This window comes from Sandaracinobacteroides sp. A072 (genome assembly GCF_052616365.1).
Genome location: NZ_JBQXGU010000004.1, coordinates 12,448 through 38,819, shown reverse-complemented (window position 1 = coordinate 38,819; position 26,372 = coordinate 12,448). Strand labels below are relative to the sequence as shown.

23 protein-coding genes are annotated in these 26,372 nt (G+C 68.1%); 6 read left to right on the top strand and 17 right to left on the bottom strand.

Annotated elements, in window-relative coordinates:
* Positions 1 to 63: 63 nt before the first annotated feature.
* Entirely contained in the window at positions 64 to 876 is an 813-nt protein-coding gene (mutM, locus tag ACUJ46_RS11255; protein WP_445390589.1) for a bifunctional DNA-formamidopyrimidine glycosylase/DNA-(apurinic or apyrimidinic site) lyase, read from the bottom strand.
* A gap of 248 nt (positions 877 to 1,124) precedes the next feature.
* On the opposite strand from mutM, the gene ubiE reads away from it, so the two are divergent.
* Both ubiE and ACUJ46_RS11245 read left to right on the top strand, forming a co-directional pair.
* On the top strand, positions 1,125 to 1,823 hold the full coding sequence (ubiE, locus tag ACUJ46_RS11250) for a bifunctional demethylmenaquinone methyltransferase/2-methoxy-6-polyprenyl-1,4-benzoquinol methylase UbiE (protein WP_445390677.1): 699 nt from the start codon (positions 1,125 to 1,127) through the stop codon (positions 1,821 to 1,823).
* A gap of 7 nt (positions 1,824 to 1,830) precedes the next feature.
* Entirely contained in the window at positions 1,831 to 3,381 is a 1,551-nt protein-coding gene (locus ACUJ46_RS11245; RefSeq protein WP_445390588.1) for an AarF/UbiB family protein, read from the top strand.
* Between the two features lie 5 nt (positions 3,382 to 3,386).
* Here ACUJ46_RS11245 and ACUJ46_RS11240 read toward each other — a convergent pair whose 3' ends face one another.
* The 13 genes from ACUJ46_RS11240 to ACUJ46_RS11180 form a co-directional block, all read right to left on the bottom strand.
* Positions 3,387 to 4,535, bottom strand: coding sequence for a GNAT family N-acetyltransferase (locus tag ACUJ46_RS11240; RefSeq protein ID WP_445390587.1), 1,149 nt, complete (start codon positions 4,533 to 4,535; stop codon positions 3,387 to 3,389).
* Between the two features lie 24 nt (positions 4,536 to 4,559).
* Complete coding sequence (locus ACUJ46_RS11235) at positions 4,560 to 5,018, bottom strand: RidA family protein (RefSeq protein WP_445390586.1); 459 nt, start codon at positions 5,016 to 5,018, stop codon at positions 4,560 to 4,562.
* A complete protein-coding gene (locus ACUJ46_RS11230; RefSeq protein ID WP_445390585.1) occupies positions 5,015 to 5,623 on the bottom strand; it encodes an HAD family hydrolase in 609 nt (202 codons plus the stop codon). Before ACUJ46_RS11230 ends, ACUJ46_RS11235 begins: the two co-directional genes overlap by 4 nt.
* Positions 5,620 to 5,853 (bottom strand): DUF3572 family protein, encoded by a 234-nt coding sequence (locus ACUJ46_RS11225; protein ID WP_445390584.1) that lies wholly within the window; start codon positions 5,851 to 5,853, stop codon positions 5,620 to 5,622. The genes ACUJ46_RS11230 and ACUJ46_RS11225 overlap by 4 nt, the downstream gene beginning before the upstream one ends.
* Before the next feature lie 178 nt (positions 5,854 to 6,031).
* Positions 6,032 to 6,199, bottom strand: coding sequence for a 50S ribosomal protein L33 (gene rpmG, locus ACUJ46_RS11220; RefSeq protein ID WP_445390583.1), 168 nt, complete (start codon positions 6,197 to 6,199; stop codon positions 6,032 to 6,034).
* Between the two features lie 84 nt (positions 6,200 to 6,283).
* Entirely contained in the window at positions 6,284 to 8,527 is a 2,244-nt protein-coding gene (locus ACUJ46_RS11215) for a ribonuclease R family protein (RefSeq protein WP_445390582.1), read from the bottom strand.
* Between the two features lie 164 nt (positions 8,528 to 8,691).
* A complete protein-coding gene (topA, locus tag ACUJ46_RS11210) occupies positions 8,692 to 11,298 on the bottom strand; it encodes a type I DNA topoisomerase (RefSeq protein WP_445390581.1) in 2,607 nt (868 codons plus the stop codon).
* A gap of 57 nt (positions 11,299 to 11,355) precedes the next feature.
* Positions 11,356 to 12,474 carry a DNA-processing protein DprA gene (dprA, locus tag ACUJ46_RS11205; protein WP_445390676.1) on the bottom strand — a complete coding sequence of 373 codons (1,119 nt, stop codon included), beginning with the start codon at positions 12,472 to 12,474 and terminating at the stop codon, positions 11,356 to 11,358.
* Between the two features lie 62 nt (positions 12,475 to 12,536).
* On the bottom strand, positions 12,537 to 13,151 hold the full coding sequence (gene plsY / locus ACUJ46_RS11200; RefSeq protein WP_445390580.1) for a glycerol-3-phosphate 1-O-acyltransferase PlsY: 615 nt from the start codon (positions 13,149 to 13,151) through the stop codon (positions 12,537 to 12,539).
* A gap of 85 nt (positions 13,152 to 13,236) precedes the next feature.
* The gene (locus tag ACUJ46_RS11195; RefSeq protein WP_445390579.1) at positions 13,237 to 15,693 is read right to left on the bottom strand and encodes a TonB-dependent receptor; all 2,457 of its coding nucleotides are present in this window, start codon (positions 15,691 to 15,693) and stop codon (positions 13,237 to 13,239) included.
* A 209-nt stretch (positions 15,694 to 15,902) separates the two neighbouring features.
* Entirely contained in the window at positions 15,903 to 16,448 is a 546-nt protein-coding gene (infC, locus tag ACUJ46_RS11190; protein ID WP_445390578.1) for a translation initiation factor IF-3, read from the bottom strand.
* A 169-nt stretch (positions 16,449 to 16,617) separates the two neighbouring features.
* Positions 16,618 to 17,487: a pirin family protein gene (locus ACUJ46_RS11185; RefSeq protein ID WP_445390577.1), complete on the bottom strand. Its 870-nt coding sequence runs from the start codon at positions 17,485 to 17,487 to the stop codon at positions 16,618 to 16,620.
* A complete protein-coding gene (locus tag ACUJ46_RS11180; protein WP_445390576.1) occupies positions 17,456 to 18,334 on the bottom strand; it encodes a glycosyltransferase family 2 protein in 879 nt (292 codons plus the stop codon). Before ACUJ46_RS11180 ends, ACUJ46_RS11185 begins: the two co-directional genes overlap by 32 nt.
* A 139-nt stretch (positions 18,335 to 18,473) precedes the next feature.
* Between ACUJ46_RS11180 and ACUJ46_RS11175 the strand changes: the two genes are divergently transcribed.
* Together ACUJ46_RS11175 and ACUJ46_RS11170 are read left to right on the top strand one after the other, a co-directional pair.
* A complete protein-coding gene (locus ACUJ46_RS11175) occupies positions 18,474 to 18,770 on the top strand; it encodes a DUF952 domain-containing protein (RefSeq protein WP_445390575.1) in 297 nt (98 codons plus the stop codon).
* On the top strand, positions 18,767 to 20,512 hold the full coding sequence (locus ACUJ46_RS11170; protein ID WP_445390574.1) for a right-handed parallel beta-helix repeat-containing protein: 1,746 nt from the start codon (positions 18,767 to 18,769) through the stop codon (positions 20,510 to 20,512). The genes ACUJ46_RS11175 and ACUJ46_RS11170 overlap by 4 nt, the downstream gene beginning before the upstream one ends.
* A gap of 49 nt (positions 20,513 to 20,561) precedes the next feature.
* Here the strand turns inward: ACUJ46_RS11170 and ACUJ46_RS11165 are convergent, their stop codons facing one another.
* Positions 20,562 to 22,310, bottom strand: a complete 1,749-nt coding sequence (locus ACUJ46_RS11165; protein ID WP_445390573.1) for a right-handed parallel beta-helix repeat-containing protein — start codon at positions 22,308 to 22,310, stop codon at positions 20,562 to 20,564.
* Positions 22,311 to 22,566: 256 nt separating this feature from the next.
* Positions 22,567 to 23,199, bottom strand: a complete 633-nt coding sequence (locus ACUJ46_RS11160) for a glutathione S-transferase family protein (protein ID WP_445390572.1) — start codon at positions 23,197 to 23,199, stop codon at positions 22,567 to 22,569.
* Between the two features lie 132 nt (positions 23,200 to 23,331).
* Here ACUJ46_RS11160 and murA point away from each other — a divergent pair, with 132 nt between their 5' ends.
* Together murA and ACUJ46_RS11150 are read left to right on the top strand one after the other, a co-directional pair.
* Positions 23,332 to 24,615, top strand: coding sequence for a UDP-N-acetylglucosamine 1-carboxyvinyltransferase (gene murA, locus ACUJ46_RS11155; protein WP_445390571.1), 1,284 nt, complete (start codon positions 23,332 to 23,334; stop codon positions 24,613 to 24,615).
* Complete coding sequence (locus tag ACUJ46_RS11150) at positions 24,608 to 25,024, top strand: DUF2948 family protein (protein WP_445390570.1); 417 nt, start codon at positions 24,608 to 24,610, stop codon at positions 25,022 to 25,024. Before murA ends, ACUJ46_RS11150 begins: the two co-directional genes overlap by 8 nt.
* A gap of 9 nt (positions 25,025 to 25,033) precedes the next feature.
* Here ACUJ46_RS11150 and ACUJ46_RS11145 read toward each other — a convergent pair whose 3' ends face one another.
* Positions 25,034 to 26,350 (bottom strand): hypothetical protein, encoded by a 1,317-nt coding sequence (locus tag ACUJ46_RS11145; RefSeq protein ID WP_445390569.1) that lies wholly within the window; start codon positions 26,348 to 26,350, stop codon positions 25,034 to 25,036.
* Between the last annotated feature and the right edge of the window lie 22 nt (positions 26,351 to 26,372).

Below are 26,372 nucleotides of genomic sequence, written 5' to 3'. Positions count from 1 at the left end.
CGGGCGGCAGCCGATTCGGTCGGCGCTGGCGCGGCTTTCCCGGCAGGGCGTGGCTTTCCGGGCCTAGCGCTGGCAGCGGGGGCAGTGAAAGCTCGACCGACCGGACTGCACAATGCGCCGGACAGGGCCGTCGCAGGCCGGGCAGGGTTCGCCCGCCCGGCCATAGACGAGGAAGCGATGCTGGAAATAGCCGAGTTCGCCCGAAACCTGCGCATGGTCCCGCAGGGTCGAGCCGCCGGCCTCGATCGCTTCGGCCAGCACGGCCTTCACGGCATCGGCGAGGGCATCGAGGCGGGCGCGGGCGATCCGGCCAGCCGCGCGCGTCGGGCTGATTCCGGCGCGGAACAGCGCCTCGGACGCGTAGATATTGCCGATTCCGGCCACCACCCGCTGATCGAGCAGCAGCGCCTTGACGGGCGTGCGCCGCCCGGCCGCCACATGGGCCAGCGCCGCACCATCGAAATCCGGCCCCAGCGGTTCCGGCCCGATGTGCGCGAGCAGCGGATGGGCCGCCGCCTCCGCCGTGGGAACGAGATCCATCGATCCGAATCGGCGCGGGTCGGCATAGGCGAGGCGCAGGCCGCCAGCCTCGAAGAGCACATGGTCGTGCGGGCCGGGCAGGCCTTCCAGCGGGTGGAATCGCCCCGACATGCCGAGGTGAAAGACGAGGGTGTCGCCCCGGTCGGTTTCCATCAGCCCATATTTGGCGCGGCGGCGGATGGCGGTGACGCTGGCCCCGGTCAGGCGCTGGCCGAGATCGGGCGGCAGCGGGCGGCGCAGATCCGGCCGCCGGGCGACCACCCGGTCGAGCCGCCTGCCAAGGAGCATGGGCCTGAGGCCGCGCACCACTGTCTCGACTTCGGGAAGTTCGGGCATGGGGCCGCCCTGCCACGCCACCGGGGCCGCCGCAATGTGGATCACGGGCGCGGATTACAGGCGCGGATCACGGGTGCTGGACCATGCGCGCATCAGGCAACTGGCGGCGCGGCGTGCAAGCCGCTAGAGCACAGGCCGTGACACAGGACATCCCCCCCCAGGCGGCCGTCGCCGACTCCGCTGAGAGATCCGCTGAGAGATCCACCGAGAGATCCGCAGACAGGCTCGTCAGCCTCGGCTTCCGCGATGTGCGGCCGGATGAGAAGACCCGCGCCGTGGGCGATATCTTCGCCCGCGTCGCCGGTCGCTACGACCTGATGAACGACCTGATGTCGGGCGGCATGCACCGGCTGTGGAAGGATGATTTCGTCCGCAAGCTGAAACCGCAGCCGCACGAACATGTGCTGGACCTTGCCGGCGGCACCGGCGACATCGCCTTCCGCATCGCGGCGCGCGGCGCGCAGGTGACCGTGGCCGACATCAACCCCGAAATGCTGAAGGTGGGCATGGCGCGGGCGGAAAAGCGCGGCCTTGCCGGCCTCTCCTTCGTCGAGGCCAATGCCGAGGCCATGCCCTTTGCCGACCAGAGTTTCGATGCCGCCACGATTTCCTTCGGAATCCGCAACGTGACCGACATTCCGAAGGCGCTGAAGGACATTCACCGCGTGCTGAAATGGGGCGGGCGCTTCTTCTGTCTCGAATTCTCCACCTGCGAATGGCCCGGATTCGCGAAAATCTATGATGCCTATTCCCTGAAGCTGGTTCCCAGGATTGGCGCAGCCGTCGCCCAGGACGAAGAGGCCTATCGCTATCTGGTCGAATCGATCCGCCGTTTCCCCGACATGCAGGGCTTTGCGCGCATGATCGAGGCCGCCGGCTTCCGGCAGGTGCGCGTGCAGCCGATTCTGGGGGGCGCCGTCGCCATCCACAGCGGCTGGAAATACTGATCCGGCCATGGGCGGCTGGCTGCATGGCTGGCGGCTGGCGGGCGATGCCCGCAGGATCGCCCGGCACGGAGGCCTCAGGCCGTTCGAAACCCACCCCGATGTCCCGGCCCCCGCCCGGCTTCTGGCCCGGCTGCTGCGGCTGGGAACGGGCGCGCCCGAAACGCCTGACCATGCCGCCGGCCTGCGGGCCTGCGGGCCGGCGGCCATCAAGCTTGGGCAGGTGCTTGCCACACGGCCCGATCTCGTCGGCCCCGAAGTGGCCGAGGGCCTGCGCCGCCTGCAGGACAATCTGCCCCCCGCCCCCTGGGCCCGGATCGAAGCAGAGCTGGACAGGGCGCTGCCCGGAGGCTGGCGCGCCCATTTCAGCAGCATCGCCGAAACCCCCGTCGGCGCCGCCTCCATCGCGCAGGTGCATCGCGCCACCACCCATGACGGGCGTGTCGTTGCGCTCAAGGTCTTGCGCCCGGGCGTCGAGGAAGCCTTTGCCGGGGCGCTGGCCAGCTATGGCTGGGCCGCGGCGCGGCTGGAACGGCTGGGCGGCGATTTCGCCCGGCTGAAACCCCGGCTGGTGATCGAGACCTTCCGGCAATGGACTCTGGCCGAACTCGACCTGCGACGCGAGGCGGGCAATGCATCCGAACTGGCCGAGGCCGTCCGGGGCGAACCGAAGGTGGCGGTGCCCAGGGTTCACTGGGATCTCACCACCCGGCGCACGCTGGCGCTGGAATGGATCGATGGCGCCAGGCTGACCGACCCTGCCGCCCTTGCCGCCAGCGGGGCAGACCGCCCGGCGCTTGCAGCGGCGCTGGTGCGCGCCTTTCTCGCCCAGGCGATCGGCCAGGGCTTCTTTCACGCCGATCTCCATCAGGGCAACATCATCGTCACCGCCGATGGCAGGCTCACCCTCATCGATTTCGGGATCATGGGCCGGCTCGACAGGCGGGCGCGCGTCTATCTTGCCGAAATCCTGCATGGCCTCATTGTCGGCAACTACCGGCGCGTGGCCGACATCCATTTCGAAGCCGGCTATGTGCCGCCCCACCATGACCCTGCTGCTTTCGCCAGCGCCCTGCGCGCAGTGGGGGAACCGATCCGCGGGCGCAGCACGCGCGACATTTCCGTCGCCAATCTTCTCGACGGCCTGTTCGCCATCACGCGCAGCTTCGACATGCCCGTCCAGCCCCATCTTCTGCTGTTGCAGAAGACAATGGTGATGGTGGAAGGCGTCGCCCTTTCGCTCGACCCGGACGTGAACATGTGGGACGTGGCCAGCCCCTATGTGCGTGACTGGATCCGTGACGAGCTTGGCCCCGAGGCCTGGCTGGCCGACGGCATCGTCGCCAATGCCCGGATGCTGCGCGGCCTGCCTGCACTGGCCCGGCGCTTCGTCCGCCAGATACCGCCCGAATCGGCAGCGCCGCCGCTTCCGCCCCTACCAGCGGCGGAACCCGTGCCAGCATGGATTCCGGCACGGATTCCGGCGCGCTGGCCGGCGGCCCTGTGGGGCGCGGCGGCGGGTGCGGCCATTGCCATCATCGCCATGCTGCTGGCAGGCTGACCGGCTCAGCCGGCGCGGAAGGGCAAGGCCTCGGCCAGTGCCCGTGCCTCTGCCTCAACCGCCGGGCGCTCGCGTTCGAGATAGTCGGCAACTGCAGCGCGGAAACCCGGATCGGGCAGATAGTGCATGGAGCGAGTGAGAACCGGCTGATAGCCGCGCGAGACCTTGTGCGCCCCTTGCGCGCCGGCTTCCACCCGCGCGAGCTTCCTGTCTCCGGCAATGTCGATTGCCTGATGGTAGCAAAGCTCGAAATGCAGGAAGGGAATATCCTCGATACAGCCCCATTGCCGGCCATAGAGACACTCCGCGCCAAGGAAGTTGAGCGCGCCGGCAACGTGGCGCCCGTCCTTGCGGGCCATCACCAGCATCACCCTGTCGGCCATGCGCTCGCCAATCAGCGAGAAGAAGGCGCGGGTGAGATAGGGCCGCCCCCATTTCCGGCTGGAGGTGTCCTGGTAAAAGGCCCAGAAACTGTCCCAGGCGGCCTCTGTGAGATCGCTGCCGGTCAGCCACTCTATCTCGTCTATGGCCGACAGGGCGGCTTCCCGCTCGCGCCTGAGGGCCTTGCGCTTGCGTGAACTGAGCGCGCCGAGAAAGTCCGCGAAGCCCGAAAACCCATCGTTGCGCCAGTGGAACTGAATGTCATTGCGTTCGAGCCAGCCAGCCGATGCGAAGATTTCCGCATCGGTGTCGCCCAGAAAGGTTGCGTGCGCGCTCGACAGGGCATTGTTCCGGGCCAGCGTCTCGCTCGCCGCGACGAGGCGGGCGCGGACCAGCGGGTCGGCCGACAGCAGTTTCGGCGCGCTGGCCGGGGTGAAGGGCGTGGCGTGCTGGAGCTTGGGGTAATAGCGGTGCCCGGCCCTTTCCCAGGCGTTCGCCCAGCCATGGTCGAACACATATTCGCCCTGGCTGTGCGATTTCAGATAGCCGGGCAGCAGGCCGGTGGGCGTGCCATCGGCGGATTCGGCCAGCAGATGCACGGGCTGCCAGCCGGCGTGTGCCGTGGCGCTGCCCGAATCCTCGAGAGCGGTGAGAAAGGCGTATGAGGAAAAGGGGTTGCCCGCACCGGCAAGCCTGTCCCACGCGGCCGCCGGAAGATCGGCGGCGCGAGACAGCAGCCGGATGGCCGGCTCCCTGCCCTGCCCCCCGATCACACCAGTTCGCTCATATCGGCTCGATCAGGCCAGCTCGATGATGGCGTCGACCTCGACGGCGACGCCGCGCGGCAGGGCGGGGACGCCAACGGCGGCACGGGCATGCTTTCCGGCATCCCCCAGCACTTCGACCATAAGGTCGGATGCGCCGTTCGCCACTTCGGGCTGCTTGGTGAAATCGGCTGTGCACTGGACGAACACGCCCAGCTTCACCACGCGCTTCACGCGCTCGAATCCGCCCAGCGCCGCCTTCACCTGCGCCAGGATCATCAGCGCGCAGCGGCGGGCGGCGTCCTGGCCGGCCTCGACGCTCATGTTCTCGCCAAGCCTGCCGGTGATGAGGCTTCCATCGGCGGCAAAGCTGATCTGGCCCGAAACATGAAGCAGGCCATTGGCCTCGACAACCGGCACATAGGATGCAACGGGGGCGGCCGCTTCCGGCAGGGACAGGCCAAGCGCTTCGAGCTTCTGTTCGACAGTCATGCTTTCAATCCTTCCAGATGGGTGCGGATCCAGCGCCCGGCATCGTCCCAGCGGTCGATCCGGGCATGGGCGTCGGGTGCAGCGGGAATGAGCGGGCGCAGCCCGGCATCCGCCACCATGTGCAGGCGGCCGACATCTGGGGCATGTCTGGCGGCGCTGCTGTGGTGCGGGGGCAGATCGTCGACGAAGACGGCCGGCCGGCCGGCCGCCAGCTCCTTCACCATCCGCCCCTTCGGCCCGTCATTGGCATGGACCGGCACATCGAGGCCATGGCCTTTCAGGATGTCGAGCCGGATGTCCCGCCAGCGGGCGGGTATGTTGGTCAGCACCACGATGTCCATTTCGCGGCGAAGGTCGGCGAGCGTCTCGAGGGCATTTTCGGCAGGGGCCTGAAGATGCTGGCCATGTTCGAAGAAGCCGTCGAGAAGCGCCGGGAATTCCTGCGCCTCGACGGGGCGGCCATCGGCGATGTGGCGCATGTTGCCTGTCAGGGCGAAGCTCTCGAACTTCAGCTCCACGTCCCGCGCTTCGCGCAGCCAGCGGGCGAAGGGGGCAGCGAATTCCAGGATCACCTCGTCGCAGTCGAGGATGAGAATCGGCTTCATGCGCGGGCTCCGGCAAGGATTTCGGGGGTGACGGACAGCGCCGCGGCGGTCTTCACGAGATCCGGCTCATGGGCGCAGAGAAAGGCGATGACGGCGTCGAGAACGTCAGCCTCACCGGCGCGGGCGCGCAGGGTCTGCGGGTCATAGCCGGTGAGCGCGAGGAAGCGGTCGCGCAGGGGCTCGTCAGCCATGACGGCGGTGAGGGCACGAAGGGCGAGAATGTCGTTCACAGGCCCTGCTCTAGCCTGCCCGGGCAGGGCAGGAAAAGCACGGAATGAAGAGGACCGGAGGACAAATGGAAGCGGCGCGGGGGTTGCCCGCGCCGAATGGCCCTGCGTGGGGCCAGTACCAGTCCTGCCGCCATGATCCGGCCCGAAAAAGACCGGAAAACAGGGGGACGGAGCCGGATTACTTGATCTTGGCTTCCTTGAACTCGACGTGCTTGCGCGCGACGGGATCATATTTGCGGAAGTTCAGCTTTTCCGTCTGGGTGCGCGGGTTCTTCTTGGTCACATAATAGTAACCCGTGTCCGCCGTGCTCACCAGCTTGATCTTGACCGTCGTCGGCTTAGCCATGTCGTCCTCGAACCATGCAGAATGGGGCCGGAAGGCGATGCTTCCGGGAAAGGACGCGGCCTTAGGGGAGAATCAGGGCCGAGGTCAACCCCGGCGCCCCCGGCGGACGCCCGGCGGCGGGCCGCCACGGCGCGGCAATGGCGCGCGCGGCTTTTGCCCGTCGCGCCCGTCCCGGCGAAAGCGCGGACCCTTCCGTTCGGCGGGCGGCACATCGGGAAGCGAGAATCGCAGCGATCCCGTGGCCGGGTCGGCTTCCTCGAGCCTGAGGTCGAGATACTGGCCGACCGCATAGCGGGTGCCTGTTTCCGCGCCTTCGAGAAAGCGCCCGGCCTCGTCGAAGCGGAAGCGTTCGGCCCCCAGCGTCGACACCGGCACCAGGCCGTCGCCGCCGATATCGGCGACCGTGGCGAAGAAGCCGAAAGCCTTCACGCCGGAAATCCGGGCGCGCACGATCTCGCCGACATGGTCGGCAAGGTGGCGGGCGATATAGCGGTCGAGCGTCTCGCGCTCGGCTTCCATCGCCCGGCGCTCGGTGAAGCTGATATGTTCGCCGATGGCGCCAAACCGGTCGCCCGCGCCATCGGGCAGCCCGCCCTCGCCCAGCCGGAAGGCCGAAACGAGCGCGCGGTGCACGCAGACATCGGCATAGCGGCGGATAGGTGAGGTGAAATGGGCGTAGCTGCCCAGCTGAAGCCCGAAATGGCCGGTGTTGCGCGGGGCATAATAAGCCTGCGTCTGCGACCGGAGGACGGCTTCGGAAATGTCCTGGATGTCCGGGCGGTCACGCACCCTGTCGATCACCCGGTTGAAGACCGCCGGCGTGATCACCTGCCCCAGCGCGAAGTTCACGCCCAGCGTGTCGAGATAGGCCTTCAGGCTGACGAGCTTCTCGCGGCCGGGCTCTTCGTGGCAGCGGTACATCACCGGGGCCTTGCGGCTTTCCAGCGCCCTGGCTGCCGCCACATTGGCCGCGATCATCATGTCCTCGATCAGCCGGTGCGCTTCCAGCCGCTCACGGACGGCGATTCCCGCCACCCGCCCCTCGGTATCGAGCACGACACGCTTTTCCGGCAGCTCCAGCTCCAGCGGGCCGCGCGCCGCCCGTGCCTTCTCCAGCGCCCGCCAGCAGCCCCACAGCGGCTCCAGCACGGCATCCTTCAGCGGGCTGTCCGCGTGGCCGTCCATGATCGCCTGGGCGGTTTCATAGGCGAGATTCTCGGCGATGCGGATCCGGGCGCGGTGAAAGCTGAACCCCATGATCGCGCCATCGGCCGAAAGCCGGATGCTGGCGGCAAGGGCTGCCTTGTCCGTGCCGGTCTTGAGGCTGCACGCACCGGCCGACAGGGCCTCGGGCAGCATCGGCACCACCTGATCGGGGAAATAGACGCTGTTGCCACGGTCGAAGGCGCTGCGGTCGAGCGGGGAGCCCGGCCGGACATACCAGCTGACATCGGCAATCGCGACCAACAGCCGCCAGCCGTCGCCATCCTTCTCGGCCCAGACGGCATCGTCATGGTCGCGCGCGTCGGGCGGGTCGATGGTGAGGAAGGGAATGCCGGTCCAGTCCTCGCGCGGGCCGAGGGCGGATTGCCCCATGCGTTCGGCATCGGCCTCGACACCCTCGGGAAAGCTGTGGGGGATGCCCTTGGCGGCGATGGCGATGGAACTGAGGGACAGGCCCTGGAACGGATCCCCCAGGCGGTCGGTGACATGGGCTGCGGCCTTGGCGCCGCTGCCCTTCAGTTCAGCGCGCACCAGTTCACCCGGAACGACCTCACTGCCATGGTGGATGGGCCACTGGCGCCGCTCGCGCCGGTCGATGGGGCTGAGCGCGAGATTTCCGCGCGCATCCTTGCGCACGACGCCCATCAGCATCGCATGGCCACGAGCCAGCCGCTTGATGATGGTGCCGAGATGGCGCGGCGCCTCGCCCTCGATCCGGGCGAGGATTCGGTCGCCGGCTTCGAAACGCTCGCGCCGGCCGCCGGCATGGCCAGCCCGGCCACGGCCGCGCGGCCCGGCCGCCGCCACCAGCACCTTGGGCGGCGCGCCCTCGCCTTCCCAGCGTTCCGGCACGGCGAGGATGCGCGCGCCCTCGGACGACACGACCGTAAGGACCGCCACGCGCGGCAGGCCGCCCGCCCGGTGCAGCATCCGCCCCGGCCCGATGGCGAGAAGCCCCTCCTCCTCCATCTCGCGCAGAAGGGCCTTCAGCGCCTCGCGCTCGGCCCCTTTCAGATTGAAGGCGCGGGCAATCTCCCGCTTGCCGACGGCTGATGGCGTCTGGCGAATGAAATCCAGGATCGCGTCCCGGTCAGGAAAGGTCATGCCCGCTTATCCTCCAGCCGGCGGCAGCGGACAAGAGCATCAGACAGGAACATCGGACAGGAGCATCGGACAGGAGCATCGGACAGGAGAACCGGTCAGGGGCGGTGAAAAGCGCCTGACCGGAGGAAGCGGCGGGCCTGCCCTGCCCTGAGCGTCCAAGACCCCTAGGCGTCCCCGGCCTTTTCTGCCGCAGATTTCTTCACGGCAGGCTTTTTCGCGGCAGGCTTTTTCTCGGCGGGTTTCTTCGCGGGCGCTTTTTTCGTGGCCGTCTTGCCTGTGGCGGCGACCTTTGCCGTGGCGGCCTTCCTCGCCGGCTTGCGGGCTGGCTTGCGGCCCCCGGCCGGCCCCTTGGCGGCCTTTTCGGCCAGCAGCGCCACCGCTTCATCGAGCGTCAGGCTCGCCGGCTCGCGGTCCCTGGGAATGGTGGCATTGACCGAGCCATCGGTCACATAGGGGCCATAGCGGCCCGGCATCACCTTCACCTCGGCGCCGCTTTCCGGGTGCTGCCCCAGCACGGCCACCGGTTCGGCCTTGCCACGCCGCGCCGCGCCCTTCGGCTCCGCCAGCTTCACGACAGCCGCGTTCATGCCGATGTCGAAAAGGTCCGCGGTGTCCTTCAGATTGGCGTATTTGCCATCGTGCAGCAGATAGGGGCCATAGCGGCCAAGGTTGGCAATGATGGGCAATCCGGTTTCCGGGTGAAGCCCCACCTCGCGCGGCAGCGACAGAAGCTTCAGCGCCAGGGGCAGATCGAGATCCGCCACATCCTTCGGGATCGAGCTTCGCTTATCCCCGGATTGCACATAGCGTCCGAAACGCCCGCTCTTCACTTCGACGGGAAGCCCGGTTGCCGGGTCATCGCCCAGGGTGCGCGGGCCTTCCTGGTCCCCACCGGCGAACTGGCGGGTGAAGCGGCATTCCGGATAATTGGAGCAGGCAATGAACGGCCCGTAGCGGCCCACCTTCAGCGACAGCCGGCCCGCGCCACAACCGGGGCAAAGGCGCGGATCGACGCCATCGGCCTGCGGCGGGAAAAGATGCGGCGCAAGATATTCGTCGAGCGCCTGCTCGACTTCCATGGGGCTGCGCTCCAGCACTTCCCTGGTGCGGGGCTGGAAATCCTCCCAGAAATTGCGCAGCACGGCGAGATATTCGGCATCGCCGGCCGAGATGTCATCGAGCTGGCCTTCGAGGCCAGCCGTGAAATCATATTCCACATAACGTTCGAAATAACGCTCGAGGAAAGCCGTGACGATCCGGCCCTTTTCCTGCGGCCGGAAGCGTTTCTGCTCCAGCACGACATAATCCCGATCCTTCAGGACCTGGATGATGGAGGCATAGGTGGAAGGCCGGCCGATCCCCAGTTCCTCCATCCGCTTCACGAGGCTTGCTTCGGTGAAGCGCGGCGGCGGCTGGGTGAAATGCTGCGACTTTTCCACCCGGTCGATCGCGGGGCGGTCGCCCACTGCAAGCCGGGGCAGGCGCGCGCCATCCTCGTCCCCGTCGTCGTCCGTGCCTTCGGCATAGAGGGCGAGGAAGCCCGGAAAGACGACGACCGTGCCGGTCGCGCGCAGCTCGGCCGAACCATCGTCGGCGATGAAATCGACTGTCGTGCGCTCCAGCTGGGCCGAGGCCATCTGCGAGGCGACGGCGCGTTTCCAGATGAGGTCGTAGAGCCTCGCTTCGAGGTCGGAGACACCGAGCGCGCCGGCCGTGCGGGCGAAATCCGTCGGGCGAATCGCTTCATGCGCTTCCTGCGCATTCTTTGCCCTGGAGGAATAGACGCGCGGGCGCTCGGGCACATGCTCGCGGCCGTAGCGCTCCATCACCACATCGCGGGCGCGGGAAATGGCGCCCGGGTCCATCGCCACACCATCCGTCCGCATGTAGGTGATGTGCCCGGCTTCGTAGAGCTTCTGCGCGGCGCGCATCGTGTCCTGCGCGGAAAGGCCAAGCTTGCGCGCGGCTTCCTGCTGCAGGGTGGACGTGGTGAAAGGCGGCGCAGGATTGCGCACCGCCGTCTTCACATCGACGGCGCCGACGGACAGGCGCGCTTCCTCGACCACGCGGCGGGCCGCTTCGGCCGTGGTTTCATCCGGCAGGGCGAACTTGTCGAGCTTCCTGCCCGACAGCGCCGTCAGCCGTGCACCGAAGGCGTGGCCGCCAGGCCCCTTCATCCGCGCTTCCACGCTCCAGTATTCGCGCGCCGTGAAGGCTTCGATCTCGCGTTCCCGCTCGACGATGAGGCGAAGCGCCACGCTCTGCACGCGGCCGGCGCTCCGCGCGCCGGGAAGCTTGCGCCACAGCACGGGGGAAAGCGTGAAACCGACAAGATAATCCAGCGCGCGGCGGGCGAGATAGGCATCCACCAGCGGCTGGTCGATGTCGCGCGGGGCGGCCATGGCCGCCTTCACTGCATCCCTGGTGATGGCGTTGAAGGTGATGCGCTGCATGCCGCCCGGCGGCAGGGCCTTCTTCTGCCGCAGGATTTCGGCAAGATGCCAGGAAATGGCCTCGCCCTCGCGGTCAGGGTCGGTCGCGAGGATGATGCGGTCGGCCTTCTTAGCGGCATCCGTGATCGCCTTCAGCTGCTTCTGCCGGTCGGCGGAAACTTCCCAGCGCATGGCGAAATCATGCTCGGGATCGACGCTGCCGTCGCTGGCCGGCAGATCGCGCACATGGCCGAAGCTGGCGAGAACCCTGGTTCCCCCACCGAGATAACCCTCGATCGTCCTGGCCTTTGCCGGCGACTCGACGATGACGAGATCCATGCCAATTCCTTCCTTGCGGCGCGGGCCAATAGCCGCGACCCGCCCGCCTGTCCAACTTCAGGCCGCCAGCGCCACCCGGCCGCCCGCCAGCCGGATCACCCGGCCGTCCAGCTCCAGATCGCTCAGGAGGCCCTGAACCGCACCCGCCGGAAGCCCCAGCGCGCGCACGATTTCGTCAACCGCTATGCCCGAAGGCGTCAACAGCGAAAGCAGCGCATCGGGCCCGTCTTCGGGGAGCCGGTCTGCCGCAATGGCTGCCGGTGCCGCCACGCCGCGCGCCGGCTCTGCCGACATGGCGGGCCTTGCGGCCGGGGCCGGGCGCGGCGCCAGCGCCAGCTGGAACGGGCTGAGCGCATCGAGCACATCAGCCGCCGATTCCACAAGCACCGCCCCGTCGCGGATCAGGCCGTTCCCGCCGCGCGATCGCGGATCGAAAGGGTGGCCCGGCACCGCCATCACCTCGCGGCCGGCTTCTGCCGCGAGGCGCGCCGTGATCAGGCTGCCCGAACCGGGCGCTGCCTCCACCACGACCAGACCGCGCGCCACGCCGGCAATCAGCCGGTTGCGGCGCGGGAAATGCCGGGCCTGCGGCTCGGTTCCGGGCGGCAGCTCGGAGAGCAGCAGGCCGTGTTCGGCTATGGCGTTCTGCAGCTTCGCATTTTCAGGGGGATAGGCGATATCCACCCCGCCCGCCACACAGGCGATGGTGCCATTGGCAAGCGCGCCTTCATGGGCCGCGGCATCGATTCCGCGCGCCAGCCCCGAGGCCACGACCCAGCCGGCCTCCGCCAGCGCGCGCGCCATGTCGCGCGCAAGGCCGCGCCCGGCCGCGCTGGCATTGCGCGCCCCCACGATCGAAACCAGCGGCCGCCGGGCAAGCGCCAGATCCCCGACAGCGACAAGCACAGGCGGCGGATCGGCCAGTTCGGCCAGAAGCGGGGGATAATCAGCCTCGCCAACAAAGACATGCCGTGCGCCCAGCGCCATGGCGCTGGCCATTTCGGCTTCGGCCATGCCAGCATCTGCCACGGGCTTGCCACGCGCTGCGAGTGCGTCGAGCGCTTCCCCCGCATGCCTATGGCGCCGCAGCAACTGGCCGTAGGTGACAGGGCCGACCCCTTCGCTGCGCACCAGCCGCAGCCGTGCCAGCCGCTCTGCAGCGGATAGCCGGCCCAGCCCTGAAACTGGCCCTGAGACTGGCCCTGAGACTGGCCCCGAAACTGGCCCTGAAAGACGTGTCACCCCTTGCGGCCGATCCGTGGTTCCGTGCCTGCACGCAGGCGGGCAATGTTTTCCCGGTGGGTCCACAGAACCCAGAGGCCGAGAAGGAAGAGGATGAAGCTGGCCTCAGGGCGATCGAGTGCAGCCAGGGCGGCAGCCGCCGCAAAGCCGCCCGCCATCCCCCCCGCCGACGAGATGCGAGAGAGTGCCGCAACGCCAAGCCATGCAAGGGCGAAGGCGAGCCCGGCCTGCCAGGCCAGCGCGAACGAGATGCCAAGAAGGGTCGCAACCCCCTTGCCGCCCCGGAACTTCAGCCACAGCGGGTGGAGATGGCCGGCGAAGGCCCCGAGACCGGCCGCCAGTGCCGCAGCCTCGGTTCCGGCCTCGATTCCGGCGAATCGACCGGCCAGCCACACGGCAAGAACGCCCTTGCCCGCATCCAGAAGCAGGGTGGCGGCCGCAACGCCCTTCTTGCCGGTGCGCAGAACATTGGTGGCGCCGATGTTGCCGGAGCCGATCTGCCGGATATCCCCGCCACCCGACAGGCGGGTGAGGATAAGGCCGAAGGGAATGGAGCCGAGAAGATAGCCGATGCCAGCCCAGAGCAGCAGGTGTAGCAGGGTTTGGGACATGGGCCGGACGCTAGACGACGCACCGGCCGCGTCAAGCATGGCCAGCGCCGGGAAAGCCCGGAAAGGGCCAGCTTCGAGCCCAGCCTCAGAACTGGCGACGCGCCCGCAGCACCCAGCTTCGCGGCATGTTCAGCGTCTCGACCCCGGCGATCGCGGATTCGGCCAGCGTCCGGTCAAGGCAGTTCATGCATTCCAGGCTGAGCCGCCAGGTCTCGTCATCGGTGCGGACGGCGATTCCGGCATTGACGATGAGCGCTGGCCCGCTTTCCGAGCCCGTGACGGCAGGCCCCGAAAGCGTATTGGCAGCAAAGACCGTGCCATCGAAGGCAGGCGTCGATACGCCGGAGCGGATGGTCGCGTTCGAGGCCGAAAGCTCCTCCCGGTCGCGCCAGCTGATGTGGACCGTGGGCACGAGGGTGATGCCGGCAGGCGGGATCGGATGCTCCCAGCTGCCACCGACGCTGAAGCGCCAGTCTGGCGCATTGGCCGGGCGGGCAAGCATCCCGTCAGCGGTGACGACGCCGCGCGCGCAGCTGGCTGCCGCCCAGGGGGCAGGCGCGAGCGGCAGGAAGCCGGCGGCAAGGTCGGCCCGGCAATCGGCAAGCTGGCTGGCGACATCCGAATCGCCGAGGCGGTAGCGGGCCTTCTGCCAGACAAGACTGGCCCACAGGGACAGGCCCTTCGCCGGGCGGGCGGCAAGGTCGAGCTCCACCCCGCGGTTGCGGAAACGGCCGACGTTGAAGGCATCGACGAGGAGCGCACCCGAAAGCGGATCGAGCGCGGCGCTTTCCACCTGCGCATCCTCGATGTTCATCAGAAAGCCCGCCAGCTGGTAATCGAGCGCGCCATCGAAAAGCGTTCCGCGCGCGCCAAGCTGATGGGTTGTGCCGGCTTCGGGCGCGAAGGGGCGCACCCCTTCGGGCGTGGGCGATGCGATCGCCCAGCCACCGGGCCGGTAGCCGCGGCCGAGGCTGTAGAAGACGCCCAGCCATTCCTTCGGCCGGACCGAAAAACCGAAGGACGGAGTCCAGATGCCGTCGCGCTGGCGGGTGGGGATGCCGGGTGCATGCGCGCCGCCGAGGGTGAGCGTTTCGCGCGTGTGTCGAAGGCCAGCGGTCAGCGCCACGAAACTGGCCAGACGCACATCGACGAGGCCATAGCCCGCCAGCGCCTCGCGGCGCATCGTGACCAGACGATCGGCCAGGAGGACAGGGACGCCCGTGGCGCTGCCGTCATCGAAGGTCCTGAGGTCGGCGCGGTCGAGTTGGGTGCGGACATTTTCCAGCTGGCCGCCGACACGCCAGTTGATCACATCGACCCAGATGGTGCCCGACAGGCTGAGATCGTGGAAGTCGCGCGTTTCGCGGCGGTCCGTCCGCCAGGTGTAGCCGCCTTCGGCAAAGCCGCGCGCCGGCTGGATGGGCGTGGCGAGATCGGGAAAGGCGCGGCCATCGGCCAGATCGAGCGCGGAGCGGCTGCGGCTGTCGACATGGCCGCTGACGAGCGCAAGCCCAAGCGATTCGCCTTCCCACGCCAGCCTGGAGGTGAGAAGGGTCGCCTCTGTCTCGCGGCCGAGGGTGAAGGCCGCCTTGCCCCCGGCAAGCGGAAAGGCGGACTGGTCCGGGCCGGGCAGATCTGATTCGAAAAGGCCGGTGGACACGCGGCGGCCGCCGCAGTCGCCCGGGTCAGCCGGGCCACAGCGGACAGACGGCAGGCGCTCGCCACGTTCGCGCACCGAGGCGACAGCGACTGTCCATCCGAGTTCATCGGTCGCATCGAGCCGGCCGGCGAGGCGGATGCCGGTGCGGTCGTTTTCGTTCACCCGCTCGCCTGTCACGAGGTTGCGGGCATGGCCTTCGTCCGTGTCGGCATAGGCGGAAAGCTTGAAGCCGATGGAATCCGACATCGGCAGATCCACCGAGGCGCGCAGAAGGCGGCGGCGGTATTTTCCGAAGCCGCCCTCGATCTGGCCGGAAATCCGGTCACGCGGGGCGGCGAGGGAAAGGCGCAGTGCGCCCGCCGTCGTGCCGGCCCCCAGCCGCGCGCCCTGCCCGCCGCGAAGCAGCTCGATACCCTTGGCGTCGAACAGCATCAGCCCCATGGCCGCATCGAGCGGGACAGGAACATCATTCACGAAAAGGCCGAGCGCAGGGGCAAGCTGGCCCAGCGGCTCGCCGCCGCCCAGGCCACGAAGCGACAGCTTCGGCCCGCCCGGGCCATCGGCGCCGTCGAGCCCGGGGAGGTGCCCGGCGAGATCGAGCGGCGTGACAATGCCGCGCCCTTCGAGCGCACCTGACAGCAGCACATCCGAGAGGCCCGGCTCGACCGGATCGGCGGGCTCGGCTGCAAGGCCAGGGCGGATCGGCAGATCCTGGCGAGGCTCACTCGCGAATTGGGCGTAAGCCGGAAAGCCCGCCGGGCAAAGGGCCAGCGCCAGCAGGGCCGGGAAAGGAAGACGGCGCTTCAGCCGGGACGGAATGGAATGGGCCGTTACCGCTGATGCCGGGGCCGGACGGATGCTTTGGAAAATCGCCTTTTGCATGGCTCGTCTATGGCGCGGCTTGGCGCTCAGGGAAACGGGCCGATACTGCCAGCTTGCAGCATCCGCGCCGGGCCGATGCCATGATCCGACGGGAAGCAGGGCGCCGGAAGGTGCGCAAAGAGAAGGCGCCCGGCACCATCAGGGGTGCCGGGCGCCTGTTCAGGGCCTTGATCTTGCATCGCCAGACCGGAAATCAGGCCGGGGCGGTATCAGACGGGCTTGGGCGCCATGATCATGAGCATCTGCCGGCCTTCCATGCGCGGCAGCTGCTCGATCTTCGCATACTCCAGGGAATCGTCACGCACGCGTTCCAGAAGCTTCAGGCCAAGCTGGCCATGGGCCAGTTCGCGGCCACGGAAGCGCAGGGTCAGCTTCACCTTGTCACCCTCTTCGATGAACTTCTTCACCGACTTCATCTTGACCTCATAATCATGGTCATCGATGTTCGGGCGCATCTTGATCTCCTTGATCTCCTGCACCTTCTGGGTCTTGCGGGCGGCGGCTGCCTTTTTCTGGCTTTCATACTTGAACTTGCCGACATCAAGGAACTTGCAGACCGGCGGGTCCGCGTTCGGACTCACCTCGACCAGATCCAGGCCGATTTCCTGCGCCATGGCGACCGCTTCTCGGGTGGCCAGCACCCCGACATTCTCGCCATTTTCATCGATCACGCGCACCTTGGGCACGTTGATCCATTCATTGTATCGAGGGCCGTTCAACGGTTGCGGGGCCGGCCCGATCGGGCGCCTCATCATCGGCGGTCTTATGGTCGTCTCTCCTTCTTTCCTGTTTCGGTGCTTTTCGTTTCAATCTGCCCCGCCAGCCTTGCAGGCCGACCGGGCGAACATGGGCAAGATAAGCCTTTTCCGCCCCCAAGCAAAGGGGGGACAGGGCGCAAGCGCATCAAACGGCATGGACCGGCCGTCAATCCGGCAGCGGAATATGCTCCGTCTCGCCCGGAATCGGCCCGAAATGGCCGGCAAGGGGCCTTTCGCCCCATTCTGTCTTCGCCCTTTCGATCAGCGCCCGGTCGCTCGCCACGAGGTTCCACCAGACATGCCGTGCCCCGTCGAGCGGCGCACCCCCGCACAGCATCAGGTGGCAGGCCGTATCCGCCTCGAACAGGCTGTCGGCGCCATCATCGGCCACCAGCATTTCGCGCGTGGCCATGGCGGCATCGCCCAGCCGGCCGGCGCCCTCCACCATGTAGAGCGCGCGCTCGCCCCAGTTCGCGGGAAGCGCCAGCCGGGCGCCCGGTTCCAGCCGCAGTTCGGCCTGGAAGATGGGGTGCGGATATTCGACGGGGGAGTGCGCCCCCCACAGCCGGCCGGCGATCAGGCGCGCCGTGCCGCCCGGCAGTTCGACCTGCGGGATGCTGCCCGACTCGTGGTGCGCGAAGGCGGGCGCCATTTCCTCGTGGCTTTTCGGCAGCGCCACCCAGGTCTGAATGCCGTGCAGGCGATGGCCGCGCGCGCGTTCGGCTGGCGGCGTACGCTCCGAATGGGCAATGCCGCGCCCGGCTGTCATCCAGTTGACCGCGCCCGGCCCGATATCGATTTGCGTGCCCAGCGAATCGCGATGACCGAGCGCGCCCTCGAAAAGATAGGTGACCGTGGCGAGCCCGATATGCGGGTGCGGACGCACATCGATTCCCTGGCCAGGCTGGAAATCCGCCGGTCCTATGTGGTCGAAGAAGATGAAGGGCCCGACCGTGCGGCGGCGGGGCGAAGGCAGCACCCGGCCAACGGAAAAGCCGCCCAGGTCATGCGCGCGTGCCGCTATGCGCAGTGTCATTGGCCTGCTCCTTGCTGCTGCCGCCCTCCCAGGGCTGCGCCCGCAGCACCGTATCCTTCTGGCCGCGCGCGGCAAAGCGGGGGCCAAGGAAGCGGTAGAAGAACCAGTCCTTCGTGGCGGGCGGTGTGAGATGATAGAGGATGCGCTCGAACAGTGTCCAGCGCACGCCCTTGCGGTCGGCGCGGCGGTCTGATGGCGTAACCCAGAGGTCGGAGGCATAGGCGATGCGGCCGAACCGGGTCAGCCGGTTCACGAGTTCGTGATCCTTCAGCACATAGGGCCAGAGCGCCGCCGAATAGCCGCCCGATTCCTTGAAGGGCGCCGTGCGCATCAGATGGGCATAGCCGCCGCCATGCGCCTGCCGCCTGAGGATGCGGGGAATGACATGGGTGTAGACAAAGCGCTTCAGCCGCCAGCGCGGGGCATCGGGGTTGCCGCGCACATCATGGGCGATGAAGCCGACCACGTCAGGCCCGGCGGCTTCCATGTTGGCCGTGGCGGCTTCGAGATAATGCGGCGGATAGAAGGTATCGGCATCGCAGATCGCCAGCCATTCGCTTGCGGCAGCCGCGATCCCGGCGGCCAGCGCATGGACCTGCCCCGGCGTCGGCTCGTCGATCAGGCTGACTTCGATGCCCTGCTGCCTTGCCGCCCACTGGCGCGCCAGTTCCGGCCCGCCATCGGTGGAGCCATTGTTCACCAGCACCAGCCGGAAGGGCCGCAACGTCTGGTTCGACAGGCTTTCGAGCGTCGCCGGAAGCCAGCGCTCCTCGTTGTAATAGGGGATCACCAGCGTCCAGCGGACAGGGCCGCGCGCCGGGCCGGATGGGGTTTCAGCCTGTGCCATGACCAGCCGGGGCTTAGCCGCACGGGCCGTGAAGCGCCAGACTCGGGAGGGGCCCGGGCAGGAAAAGACACGGGCACGAACAGCCGGGCCCGCAACGCAAAGCTTGTGCGGCACGAGCCGAAAGGCCAGACTTGGCCCCATGGCCATCTACAAGATCTTCCGCGCCGGTGAGTGGGCCGCGTTCGAAGCCGGGGGCCGGTTCGAAGGCTCCGCCGACGACCTGCGCGACGGGTTCATCCACCTGTCCACCGGCGAACAGCTCGAAGGCTCGATCAGCCGGCATTTCTCCGGCGAACGCGGGCTTGTCATCGCGGAAATCCGCGCCGGGGACGACCCCGCCCTGCGCTGGGAGGAATCGCGGGGAGGGGCGCTGTTCCCGCATCTTTACCGCCCGCTGCTTCTGGCCGATGTCGCCAGCCGGGAAGTCCGCTCGTGAAACGGGCGCCGCTTCTCGCCCTCGGCCTGCTGGCCGCCTGTGCCGAGGCGGGCGCCGCCGGCCGGCCCGATGGCCCGGCGACATGGCATGTCGATTTCGCACAGGGCAATGACGCCGCCGACGGGACAAGCCCCGAAACCGCCTGGAAACATGCCCCCGGCGATCCGGAAGCCACCGGCAGGCCAGCCTCCGCCCGCCTTGCGCCCGGTGATACGGTCCTGTTCCGGGCCGGCGTGCCCTATCGCGGCCGCATCCACCTGCAGCACAGCGGCACGGCGGAAAAGCCCATCACCTACACCGGCCTTGGCTGGGGCAAGGGCATGGGCATCATCGATGGCTCGGACCCTGTCGGCAGTGTCCGCCCCTGCCGCGATGCGGCGGACTGCGGCGGCGCTGCGCAATGGCAGGAACTGCACCGCCTGGATTTCAGCCCCCCCGCAACCCGGCGCATCATCCTGTTCGGGCAGAAAGGCCCCTACATCCTCTCGCAGCTTCCGGCGCCGCCCAATGCACTGTTCGTCGATGACCGGATGACCTTCGCGCCGGTTTCGAAAGCGCAGCGCGCGCAGCTGGAAGCGGGCATTCTGGAAGCGCCGGCGCTGGCGGCGGCCGCACGCGCGGGCGGCGGGCAGATGGAACTTGCCTTCTGGGTGCTGCCCAATGTGGTCGAGCGGCGGCCTGTCCTTTCGGTCGAGGGGGACAGCATCCGCTTCCCGGCGGACGGGCTAAGCTTCTATCCCAACCGCGACGGGGCCGTTGCGCTGAACGGCAGCTTCGCCGGGCTCAACCAGCCCGGAACGGTTGTCTTCCTCGGCCCGGGGCATGGCGTGGCGCGGCTGCACGAGGGTGACGGGGCGGGCACCCTGTCCATCGGCAATGGCCGCCACGGAATCGAGTTCGGCGGCCAGTCCCATGTACGGATCACGGGCCTTTCCTTCCGCAACCTCGCCGGCAGCCGCAAGGCTGCGCGCGAGGGGCGCGCGCTGACGGATTTCTCCGGCAAGGCCAGCCATATCGAGATACGCGGCAACCGGATCGGACCGGCAGCGCTTGAACATGGCGGCGGCGCCATCCACCTGTTCGGCACCGAGGGCGTGCGCATCACCGCGAACCGGATCGAGGACATCGCCTTTGGCTCCGGCATCCGGGCAACCGGCGGCACGCCGCGCAACCTCGGCATCGAGGGCAATGTCATCCGCCGCATCGGCCGGGCCGGCATCGGTCTTCTCGGGGTCGAGGGCGCGCTGGTGCGCGGCAATGTGCTGGCCGAAATCCAGGGCGTGCACAGCAACGCCATCACCATCTATCTCGCCAACCGCGACATTCTTGTCGAAGGCAATTGTGTCATCGCCTCGCCCCGGCCGCTCACCTTCCATGGCAGCCGGGAACCCGACATCCCGAACCGGCTTCGGATCATCGACAACATCTTCATCTCGACCCCGGACGGGCAGGCCGCCATCAACAGCTGGGGCCGCAACATGCGGGACGTGGAGATCAGCGGGAATGTGCTGATCGGCCCGAAATTCGGCCTGATGCTGAACCAGGGCGACATCGACGTGCGCGTGACCGGAAATGACACCAACGGCATCGAGACGCGCGGCCCCATCCCGCCGGGCTGGGTGATCCGCGACAATGGCGAGAGCCTGTCGATGGCGGCCGCGCTGTCAGGCCAGTTCGGCGAGGAAGGCTGCAGCGTACCGGCCAGCCGGATGAAGCGCACCACCAGCCGCAGCCCAGACTGACACGGCACGGCACGGCACTGCCCCGCAGCATGGGCGGGGCAGGCACGGCTCAGCGGCAGTGGCTTTCAGGCACGTCGTCATTCTCGCGCGCGGCGGTCAGGATCGCGCCATTGCCGTCCACGGGGTGCATGCTGTTCGCCCCCGGGTCGAACAGGCCCGACCCCTTCGGCATCACCACCTCGCCGATCACGATGTTGCCGCGGGCATCGGCGCTCTGGTCGGTGGAAGCGAATTTCAGGGCGAAGCGCGGGCCTGACAGGAAATTGTCGATCAGGGCGAGGTTGCGCGAACGGCCCCAGCTGCTGGCGGCGCCATCGGCCATGCTGTTGCCGATGAACACATTGTTCGCCACCCTGACGCCGGGCATGCCATCGGCATGCCAGTCCTTCGCGGGGCCATGGGTGGTGAAGGGGCGGGCCGAATCCGTCACCACATTATGGGTGACATGCACGTTGCGGCTGTCGTTGTAGATGGTGATGCCATTGCCGTGCGGGCCGTTGATGCCCCACAGCCGGTTTGCCCTGACGGTGCCATTGGCGGCATTGTTCAGCCGGATGCCGGTGCGGCCGAGCATGCTGATGCGGTTGCACTGCACGAGCGACGGCCCGGGGCTGTTGTCCACCATCACCGCCGAGGTCCAGGGCATGGCGGTGAACTGGTTGCGGAAGACCTTCAGCTTGCGGGCGTTGATGGTGTGAACCGCACCGAAACCGGCGGTCATGTTAACCACGCCCCGGAAGCCGTTGTCGCGGATCTCGATGCCGGGCCGTCCGCTGTTGGTGAGGATGGCGATGCCACTGGCGTGCACCCCCCTGGCGCCGGCGAAATTGGCGAAGGAAAAGCCGCGGACCCGCACATGTTCGGCAGCCGACAGGTTGAAGCCGCCGCGCCTTCCGCCGACGCTGACATGGGATACATGCCGGCCTCCCGGACGAAAGATGACAACACCGTCCTTCGGGCTCATGGCAAAGGTGCCCGGCCGGCCGACCATGGCGGGTGCGTTCATGATGGTGAAGCGGCCGTCGCGGTCGGTGTAGGGATTGTAGGTGCCACCATCGAAGCGGGCGGTGGCGGGATCGAGCGTGACGCCGTTTGCGTTCACCTGCATGTCGGTCGTGAAGGCGACCACATTGGGCTTCACCCAGAGGCCCAGCACCGGCATGCCCCTTTCGAGACCGTGCGGAAGCGGATGGCGGATGGTGCCGGCAAGGACTTCGGCTGCCTGCGCCTTCGGAATGGCGAGATACTCGGCCACCCTGTCCGCCCGCTCGGGCGGCAGGTCGGGATATTGGGCCGGCTGCAGCGGCGTATCATTGACGAACAGCCAGTCGGTCCAGCTGACGCCGGCTGGCAGATCCGCCCGCCACAGGGTCTGCCAGGCCGGGTTGCCGAGGCAGTCCGCGGCCGACTGGCATTGCCGCACGCCCGAAAGCGGCTCGCTGCCATCGATGATGGCGCGGGAAAGACCCCAGGAAGAACCGTCAAAGACGACCGGCGCTTCGGCCGTGCCGGTGGCGCGCGGCACCATGTACCCACGATAGCGCACGCCACCCCGGAACCGCACCACGTCACCGGCAGCCAGAACCGTGCTGCGCGCCTTGCCGGTGGCGCGGCTGTCCCCGGGGGCATGTTTCCAGGCCGTTGCCTGCGAAAGGCCATCCGCCGTGTCCGACCCGGCGGCATGATCGACATGGAAGATGCGCCCCTCGGCCATGAGAGGGGCAGCGGGCGCGGCGGCTGCAACCACAAGCGCGGGCAGCGACCCTGCCGCACGCATCAGCTTCGCGAACTGGCTCATCGTCCTTTTCTCCCGTCCTTTCGGGCCGGAAGCGCGACAAGCGCCCCGGCATCAACGGGGACGGGCGCACAAGCTGATGTTTCAAAAAGTGAATCGGTTAACGGATGGCAGCATTCAGGCGGCATCCTGCCAGCGGGGGAGCCATGCCGGGCATCCGCTAACCTTTGGCTCAGAGCCGCGATTCAGGATCGGTGAATCCATGGAAAGGGCGGCTTTCCGCGCTTCAGCAAACGGGCGGCCGCGCCTTGCCTGCGGTTTACCCTTTTTTCGCCGCCTCCTGTGCGGCGCGGGCCTTCCGGTAACCATCGCGGGCCTGGCAGCGTTCCCACCAGGCGCGGGTTTGCGGGCCGAGCCCGTCGAGAAGGCCGAGCACGCCCGCCAGCAGGCAGGCATAGCCGACAGCAATGTCGGCGGAGGTGAAACGGCCGGCCACCAGCCATTCGCGGCCATCGGACAGAAGCTGTTCCACCCAGCCCATCCGGGCGGTGAACCAGCGGGCATAATCCTCTGCAACCTGCGGCTGGCGGCGCTCTTCCGGCTCGAAGACACGGTAGCGGAGCACGAGGGTCTGCGGGAAGGTGAAGGTGGCGTCTGACTGGAACAGGAGGTTCAGCCAGGCGCCATAGGCGGGTTCGTCCGGCTGCACATGCAGCCGTGTCGGGCCGTGGCGCTCGGCCAGATAGACGAGCATGGCGCTGCTTTCGGTGAGCGCCTGATCCGCATCGCGCAGATAGGGGATGGTGCCCAGCGGGTTGATCTCGAGATAGTCCGGCGCGCGCACGCGGGGCGGGAAGGGCAGGAGATGCAGGCGATAGGGCAGGCCCATCTCCTCCAGCATCCACAAGGGGCGGAACGAGCGCGCGTCGGCGCAATGCCACAGTTCGATCATCGGATGCTCCCCTCTCAAGGTCATGGCCCTTTCCAGCTGCCCTTCCCCGCACCTGTGGGGGCCGGGGCAACGGAAGGCAGGGCCCAATCAGAAGTGGCGTAGCGGGCGCGCCGCCGCTATTCATCCTGCCTTATGGACCAGATACGCATTGCAGGCGGCAAGACGCTCAAGGGGCGTCTTCCCATTTCCGGCGCAAAGAACGCCGCCCTCACCCTCTTGCCCGCCGCCCTGCTGACGGACGAGCCGCTGACGCTGCGGAACCTGCCACGCCTCGCCGATGTCGACACCTTCGGCCACCTGCTGAACCAGTTCGGCGCATCCACCCATACCCAGGGCTCGCGGCCCGAGGATTTCGGCCGCGTGATGACGATGTCGGCCAATCGCATCACCTCGACGACGGCGCCCTATGACATCGTGCGCAAGATGCGCGCCTCGATCCTTGTGCTGGGGCCGCTGCTGGCGCGCGAAGGAGTCGCTACCGTATCTCAGCCGGGCGGATGCGCCATCGGCAACCGCCCGATCGACCTGCACCTGAAGGGACTGGAAGCGCTGGGGGCGGAGATCGAGCTGACCTCGGGCTATGTCCGCGCGCGCGCGCCATCGGGCGGGCTGCGCGGCGGCCGCATCATCTTTCCCGTGGTGTCGGTGGGCGCGACGGAAAATGTGCTGATGGCCGCCGTTCTCGCCCGGGGCGAGACGGTGATCGAAAATGCCGCCCGCGAGCCCGAGATCGTGGACCTCGCCCGCTGCCTCGTCGCCATGGGCGCACACATCGAGGGCATCGGCACCGAGCGGCTGCTGGTCGAGGGCGTCGACCGCCTGCATGGGGCGACCTATGCCGTGATGCCCGACCGGATCGAGGCCGGTTCCTATGCCTGCGCCGCCGCCATCACCGGGGGCGAGCTGCTGCTCGTGGGCGCCAGCCGCGAGCTGCTCGGCTCGTCGCTTCCCGTGCTCGAGGAAGCCGGCGTCCGCTTCGAGGACCAGCGCGACGGCCTCCTCGTCAGCCGGCCTGATGGCCTGCACGGCGTGACGGCGCAGACTGCCCCCTGGCCCGGCTTCGCGACCGACATGCAGGCCCAGCTCATGGCGCTGATGACGGTAGCCGAAGGCGCCTCGGTGCTAACCGAAACCATCTTCGAAAACCGCTACATGCACGTGCCGGAACTGGCGCGCATGGGGGCTGACATCACCGTGCGCGGCCGCTCGGCCTTTGTGCGCGGCGTGCCGAAACTGACCGGCGCGCCGGTCATGGCAACCGATCTGCGCGCCTCGATGAGCCTGGTGATCGCCGGGCTTGCCGCCGAAGGGGAAACGATCGTGCGCCGGGTCTATCACCTCGACCGGGGCTATGAGCGGCTGGAGGAAAAGCTTCAGGCGGTCGGCGCGGACATCGAACGGGTGAGCGGTGACTGAGCGCCTGCACCTGCGGGCCGAGGACCGCGACGACCTCGCGGCGATCTCGGCCCTTGTGCAGGACATGGCGGTGAAGACAGGGGACATCGGCTGGTTTCCCCGCCGGCGCGAACTGGTGCTGCTGGGCAACCGCTTCCGCCACGAAGCCGCCGACAGGGACCGCGCGCCCACGCGCATCCGCTCGGCCCTGCGGATCAGCTTCGTTGACGCCGTGCGCCGCCGCGCATGGCCTGAAAGTCAGGACAGGGTGCTTGCGCTGCTTGCGCTGACAGAAGAAGACGCGGGCGATGCGCTGCTCCTCAGCTTTGCAGGCGGGCCGATGCTGAAGCTTTCAACCGAAGTGATCGACGTGACGCTGGAAGATATTTCCGGCCCCTGGGGGGCGCGGGCCGTTCCCGATCACGGCTGAAGGCCTGAATCACGGCTGAAGGCCAGAGCCTTCACCCACCGCATGGCGCGGGATGAGCCGGCGCGCCATGATCCACGCACCCAGCCCCCGCACCACGAGCGGCAGCGCCTGCGACAGCGCCGCGCCCGTCAGCCCGTACAGCGGGATCAGGGTCAGGCTCGCCACAAGGCCGACGACGACGCCGAGGATGGTGAGCTTCAGCTGCACGCCATCATGGCCGGCCATGGTCAGCATCGCACCCAGTGGCCCGCGCGCCACATGCACCACCTGGCCGACGGCCATGATGGCTAGCGCCGTGGCGGCGACAGCGAATTCCGGCCCAAAGGCGGTTTCCAGCAGCCAGCCCGGCGCCAGCAGCGAAACAAGCACGACCGGCGACGCCAGCACCGCCATCAGCGCCGTGGCCCGGCGGTGGCGGCGCCAGACAAGGTCGTAGCGCCCCACCCGGACATCCCCGGCGATGCGCGGGGCGACATAGGTTTCCGATGTCATCACGATGGTGAGGATGATGGTGATGACCTGGAAGGATACGCGGAAGGCCCCGACATCGGCTGCATCCATGGACGAGGAGATCTTCGCGAGGATCACCCAGTCCGTCAGCTGCTGGAGAAAAAGGCCGGCCATGAGCGGCGTGCCTGTCCACAACAGGCCGGCCGGGATGTCGCGCCCTTCGTCCCAGGCGCGGATGCGCGGCGCCATCAGCAGCCAGGAGCCCAGAGTGGCCAGCGCCTGGAAGCCGATCACGAGGCCCGTTGCCAAGGCTTCGCCGGGCGCTTCGCCCGCCAGCCAGAGCGAAACGAAGGCAAGTGGCAGCAGCAGGGTGGGCAGGGCCTCGAAGAACTGGCCGAGGACCGGCATGCCATTGGCGCGGATGGCGGAATAGCCGAGGCGCAGGAACGGCACGACCAGTATGCCGGCCCCGACCAGCGCCATCGAGAGGAAATCGCCCTCGAGCCAGTCATTCAGGCCGGTAAAGAAGAGGACCAGCAGCCAGAGGATGGAAACGGCCAGCGCCATCAGGCCCACCCGGCCTGCAATGGCCCCGATGGCGGCGCGGGCCTGCCCGCTTGCGCCCTCGCGCAGGTCGCCGGCGACCTGGCGGATGAGAATGCGATCGAGGCCGAACAGAGCAAGACTGGCGAGCAGGTTCACCGTGGATATGGCGAGCGCATAATGGCCGATCACCGCCGCGCCGGAGATCCGCGCCAGCAGGAAGGTCGAGAGGAAGGACGCGACGGCGACACTGCCTGAAATGGCATAGGCCATGAGGGCAGGCGATTTCGCAAGCCGCAGGACTGTCCTGAACAGGCTGTTGGCGGGCGGCATCGCGGCGGGAATTCCCTATTCT

Excerpts from the sequence above, each read along its gene's own strand:
- ACUJ46_RS11145 (WP_445390569.1), bottom strand. The coding sequence starts at position 26,350 with ATGCCGCCCGCCAACAGCCTGTTCAGGACAGTCCTGCGGCTTGCGAAA.
- topA (WP_445390581.1), bottom strand. The coding sequence starts at position 11,298 with ATGGATCTCGTCATCGTCGAGTCGCCGGCAAAGGCCAGGACGATCGAG.
- ACUJ46_RS11195 (WP_445390579.1), bottom strand. The coding sequence starts at position 15,693 with ATGCAAAAGGCGATTTTCCAAAGCATCCGTCCGGCCCCGGCATCAGCG.
- ACUJ46_RS11215 (WP_445390582.1), bottom strand. The coding sequence starts at position 8,527 with ATGACCTTTCCTGACCGGGACGCGATCCTGGATTTCATTCGCCAGACG.
- ACUJ46_RS11185 (WP_445390577.1), bottom strand. The coding sequence starts at position 17,487 with ATGACACTGCGCATAGCGGCACGCGCGCATGACCTGGGCGGCTTTTCC.
- ACUJ46_RS11230 (WP_445390585.1), bottom strand. The coding sequence starts at position 5,623 with ATGAAGCCGATTCTCATCCTCGACTGCGACGAGGTGATCCTGGAATTC.
- murA (WP_445390571.1), top strand. The coding sequence starts at position 23,332 with ATGGACCAGATACGCATTGCAGGCGGCAAGACGCTCAAGGGGCGTCTT.
- mutM (WP_445390589.1), bottom strand. The coding sequence starts at position 876 with ATGCCCGAACTTCCCGAAGTCGAGACAGTGGTGCGCGGCCTCAGGCCC.
- ACUJ46_RS11165 (WP_445390573.1), bottom strand. The coding sequence starts at position 22,310 with ATGAGCCAGTTCGCGAAGCTGATGCGTGCGGCAGGGTCGCTGCCCGCG.
- ACUJ46_RS11175 (WP_445390575.1), top strand. The coding sequence starts at position 18,474 with ATGGCCATCTACAAGATCTTCCGCGCCGGTGAGTGGGCCGCGTTCGAA.
- ACUJ46_RS11160 (WP_445390572.1), bottom strand. The coding sequence starts at position 23,199 with ATGATCGAACTGTGGCATTGCGCCGACGCGCGCTCGTTCCGCCCCTTG.
- plsY (WP_445390580.1), bottom strand. The coding sequence starts at position 13,151 with ATGTCCCAAACCCTGCTACACCTGCTGCTCTGGGCTGGCATCGGCTAT.
- ACUJ46_RS11235 (WP_445390586.1), bottom strand. The coding sequence starts at position 5,018 with ATGACTGTCGAACAGAAGCTCGAAGCGCTTGGCCTGTCCCTGCCGGAA.
- ACUJ46_RS11180 (WP_445390576.1), bottom strand. The coding sequence starts at position 18,334 with ATGGCACAGGCTGAAACCCCATCCGGCCCGGCGCGCGGCCCTGTCCGC.
- infC (WP_445390578.1), bottom strand. The coding sequence starts at position 16,448 with ATGATGAGGCGCCCGATCGGGCCGGCCCCGCAACCGTTGAACGGCCCT.
- rpmG (WP_445390583.1), bottom strand. The coding sequence starts at position 6,199 with ATGGCTAAGCCGACGACGGTCAAGATCAAGCTGGTGAGCACGGCGGAC.
- ACUJ46_RS11245 (WP_445390588.1), top strand. The coding sequence starts at position 1,831 with ATGGGCGGCTGGCTGCATGGCTGGCGGCTGGCGGGCGATGCCCGCAGG.